The organism is Marinitenerispora sediminis (genome assembly GCF_003336425.1).
Lineage (GTDB): Bacteria > Actinomycetota > Actinomycetes > Streptosporangiales > Streptosporangiaceae > Marinitenerispora > Marinitenerispora sediminis.
The window spans coordinates 1-4,318 of sequence record NZ_QEIO01000257.1 but is presented as its reverse complement, the minus strand read 5'-3'; the positions used below and the strand labels follow the sequence as shown (position 1 = coordinate 4,318).

Annotated in this window: 3 protein-coding genes; all 3 read right to left on the bottom strand. The window is 73.1% G+C overall.

Translation table 11 applies throughout. The features are described 5' to 3' along the window. Positions 1 to 535: 535 nt before the first annotated feature. On the bottom strand, positions 536 to 661 hold the full coding sequence (locus tag DEF28_RS28905) for a hypothetical protein (protein WP_267900216.1): 126 nt from the start codon (positions 659 to 661) through the stop codon (positions 536 to 538). A 422-nt stretch (positions 662 to 1,083) separates the two neighbouring features. Continuing rightward, positions 1,084 to 3,081 (bottom strand): FAD/NAD(P)-binding protein, encoded by a 1,998-nt coding sequence (locus DEF28_RS25885; protein WP_114400808.1) that lies wholly within the window; start codon positions 3,079 to 3,081, stop codon positions 1,084 to 1,086. 220 nt (positions 3,082 to 3,301) lie between these two features. Beyond that, positions 3,302 to 4,135, bottom strand: a complete 834-nt coding sequence (locus tag DEF28_RS25880; RefSeq protein WP_114400807.1) for an SAM-dependent methyltransferase — start codon at positions 4,133 to 4,135, stop codon at positions 3,302 to 3,304. Between the last annotated feature and the right edge of the window lie 183 nt (positions 4,136 to 4,318).

The window sequence follows — 4,318 nt, the reverse complement described above, 5'->3', positions numbered from 1 at the left end:
ACGGCCAGCCCCAGAAGTGCTCGCCGCCGAAGATGTCCTGGGCTCCGGCCATCGCCGGCGTTCCCAGGGCGATGGCGGGTGCGATGAGGCCGGCGAGCGCGACTCGGCGCAGAATGGTCTTCATGGAAATTCCTCCAGGAAGGCGGACCTGGCGACCTGCCAGGTCGGGACTCCGTTTTCCCCGGCCCACCGTCATCGGCCGTTGTGGCGAATTCGGCTGGACCTGGAGTCACTCCCCTCATGCTTGCGGCGGCTGTCCCAAAAACAAACAGGAGAACCTTCTGCGGAGAACAAAGAACGGCTTGCGGAATCCAAGGCGTCCTCAAATTCCGTTGTACCTGCCAGGGGAATTGTAACTGCCGGGGAATGGAGGCGTCGGCGGCCGCGTCATGGTGCCACCGCAGCCGGATATTCCCTCTCGCGTTCCCGTATGCCCGGCAAATGGCCGGCACCGCCACCAGTTCCGGTGGCGGTGCCGGCATGGAGAGCGCTCAGCGGTATCCGATCCGCCGCACAACGCGACTTCGGAAAATGGCTACGGCCAGCCCCAGAAGTGCTCGCCGCCGAAGATGTCCTGGGCTCCGGCCATCGCCGGCGTTCCCAGGGCGATGGCGGGTGCGATGAGGCCGGCGAGCGTGATTCGACGCAGGATGGTCTTCATGGAAATTCCTCCAGGAAGGCGGACCTGGCGACCTGCCAGGCCGGGCTCCATTCGCGGCCCGCCGCCATCAGCCCCTTCGCTGACAGCGCGGGACCTGGAGTCACGCCTCCCATGCTTGCGGCGGCCATCCCAAAACCAAACAGGACGCCGACCTGCGGGACCCCAAGAAAGCCGCCCGAGCGTCAATCCGGTTCCAGGCCGCCGGTGCCCCGCGACGCGGCCCGTGCGCCCGGCCGGATCGGCCGCGCGCGGCGGCCGCATCCCCCGCCCCGTGGCCGATCGCGCCCGGGCGGGCCGCGCGGTGCGGTGCGCCCGGCCGCCCGCGCCGGGCGTCAAACCTCGTCAAAACCCGCCTCCGACCGGAATTTCGCGGGGCGCGGTCCGGAGGACGGCAGGGAACGGAGCGTCCTCCGGACCGCGCGTCACGCGGCCGAGCCGCCGTGGTCGGCGGCCGCGGTCGCGCCCCCGGCGGGGCCGGTCCCACCGGGGAGGCGGTCGAGCTCGGCGAGAACGCGGCGCGCGACCGTGTCGTTCTGCCGGAAGAACCCGGCGTTGGTGCGCGGGCGGGAGAACCCGCCGGCGCCCACGCCGCCGGAGACCAGCGCCCCGGCGCCGAACCTCCGGGAGTGGACGTCACCGCCGGCCCGGCGCAGCCGCTGGTCGCCGAGGTCGGCGTCCACCAGGCCGGTCGGATGCCGGGTGCCGGCCTCCGCGTCGACACGGACCAGCTCCGCGACCTCGCCGCGCGCGGCGAGCCGCCGCAGCAGCGGGTCCGACGCGCGGGACAGCGATCCGGCCGCCAGGCGCGCGTCCACGAGAGCGCGCGCGGTCACCTCGCCGGCCACGCTGGAACTCCGGGCCGCAAAGCCGGTCGGAGTGGCGCTCACCTGGACGTCGGCACCGAGGAAGCGGACGATCCCGGCCCGCGACAGCGCGAGCAGCTCCTCCAGGCGCGGGCCCGGTGGCCCGCTCGCGTAGTAGCTGAAGAACCCCAGGAAGCCGGGCAGCCCGCGTTCCCGGGAACGCGCCGAGACGCGGTCGTCCGCCAGGAGCTCGCCGAGGACGGTGAAGACCGAGAGCAGCGCGTGGAAGACCGCGAGGTCGGCGCTGTGCCGGGGGTCGCGCCGGCGGGCCAGATCGGCGGCGACGTAGCCGCGCATCCACTCCTGGAGGTCGCCGGTCGAGGCGAAGCGCCGTTGGGCCAGCGGCCGGTCCAGCCGGTCGAGGTCGACCCGGTCGGCTTCCTCGGGAACCGCGGTGCTCACCAGTTCCTTGAGGTCGGGGCCGTCCCAGTCGAGCCGGTCCAGCCGGTCGAGGAATACCGCGGGATCGAGCGACAGCCGCTCCGGGTGCGCCTCCGCCAGCTCCCGGTAGGCGGCGTCGGTGAGCTCCCGGACGATGAGGGGGCGCAGGTCGGTGTCGAAGTCCAGCGGTCGCTCGCCCAGCGCCGCGACGGCGGACGGGCTGAAGTGCCGGGGCAGCCGCGGTCGCGTGCCGCGTGGGAAGTCGTAGTGGATCTTGGAGTGGTACGGGACGCCCCGGCGGGAGCCGGCGTACAGCACGGGCTCCCGGCCGGAGGGCGAGTAGTGCAGCGTCCCGGTGCGGTCCCGGCGGAAGGTGCCGCCGCGTCCCGAGGTGAGCAGCACCATGGCGTCGATGAAGGCCAGTCCCAGGCCCCGGACGATCACGGGCTCGCCGGGGCGCAGCTCGGCGAAGGAGAGGTCGGCGGTGGGGCCGGTGGGCAGGTAGGCGAGGCCGTGGTCGGCGGCGTGGCGCAGCAGCGCCTCCTCCTCCGGGCCCGGCCGGGCGTCCACGGTGCCCTGGGCCAGCACGACGACGTCGACGTCGAGCGGCGCCCGGCCGCCGTCGAGAACGAGGCGCTGCCGTCCGTCGGGGAGGTCGCGCAGGTCGGTCGCGGTGGCCTCGTGGACGCGTACCCGGATGGTGCGCGCGGCGCCGGCGACGGTGGTCCAGAAGACCCAGGAGAGGTACTGGCTCTGCAGCCGGCGGGTGGCGAACCATCCGCCGTGCACCCGGGCCGCCTCGGCGATGGTCTCGGCCTGCGGCACGAAGCCCGGCGGGATCGTGATCCTGCCGGCCGCGAGGTCGCGCGCCCACTCCGTGAGCGTGGGGCCGGGGCGGACCGGTCCGGCGACGGCGACGGAGTCGTCGGTGAACATCGTGCAGTCGTCAGCCGTGGTGTTCATCCACAGCAGCCGCGACTGCTCCCACCGCCAGATGCGGCCGCCGCCGGGCGGGTGCGGGTCGACGACGTGCACGTCGAGCGGGCGGTCGCCCCGGATCTCCGGGTGGTTGGCGGCGATCCGCTCCAGGAGCGAGGTCCCGCGCGGGCCCGCGCCGACGATGGCGACGCTCGGGGGACGGGACTGCGGATCCGGCGTTGCTGCGGCGGCTGGCACCCCTTGACGATATTTCCGACCAGAGAAGTAGTCAATATCCGGAATCGGGGTGCGCGGCGGCTTTGGCTCCGGCCGAGGGGCAGCCGCGGAACGGCTGCGGGGCGGCGCCGGACCGGCGCCGCCCCGCGCGGGCGTGCGGCTTCCCGGCGCCGCCCGCAGCCGGGTGGCGCTGTGCCCGTGCGCCGGGCCGCCCCTGAGACGGCCGGTGCCGGGTTCCGGGTCAGCGCTTGAGCGCCACGCCGCCCGTCATGAAGCGGACACCGACCGTGGTGGAGTCCAGGACCGGGCGGTCCGGCCGCCACAAGGGGAGCGGCACGATCCCCGGAAGCAGCAGCTCCAGCCCGTCGAAGAAGGCGGCCAGCTCGGCCGGCGTGCGCACCCGGCCGGTGCCCAGCTGCTCCAGCAGCTGCTTCTCCAGCTCGACGCTGGAGGAGGCGTCGCCCAGCCGGGTGAAGTTGGTGATGAAGAAGTACGAACCGCTGGGCACCGCGTCGCGCAGCGTCCGCACGATGCCGCCCGGGTCCTCGTCGTCCAGGATGTGGTGCAGGATGCCGCACAGCATCACGCACACCGGCTTGCCGAAGTCGATGAACTCCTGGATCTCCGGGTGGTCCAGCACGGCCTGCGGGTCGCGGATGTCGGCGGTGACGACGGTGGTGTTGCTGTTCTCGGCGAGGATCGCGCGGCCGTGCGCGAGCACGATCGGGTCGATGTCGACATAGGCCACGCGGGCGTCCGGGTTCACCTCCTGCGCGACCTCGTGGGTGTTCCTCGCGGTGGGCAGGCCCGACCCGAGGTCGAGGAACTGGGTGATGCCGGCCTCGCCCGCCAGGTGGCGGACGACGCGGTGCAGGATCTCCCGGTTGTGGATCGCGATCTCCTTGAGCTCCGGCATCACCGCCAGGCTGGCGCTCGCGACCTGTCTGTCGATCGCGAAGTTGTCCTTGCCGTTCAGCATCACGTCGTAGACGCGCGCCGCGGTCGGCTGGCCGGTGTTCAACTCGGGCGGGAAGGCGGGGCCGCCGCTGGAGGAGTCAGAGGTGGGCTGCGACATGGATGCTCCTGACCGTGGGAAGAGCCTGCAAAGCGCATCATAGGGGGCAAGATCGCCTATGGCGTAGGCGATTCGGGCGCTGAAGGAACGCCTGCGGTCACGTATCGGTCGCGAGCGGGGGGACGTCGCGCCGCTCGCCGGACCGCCCCGCAGGTGACGGCCGCCGCGCCCCTGCGGTGGCCG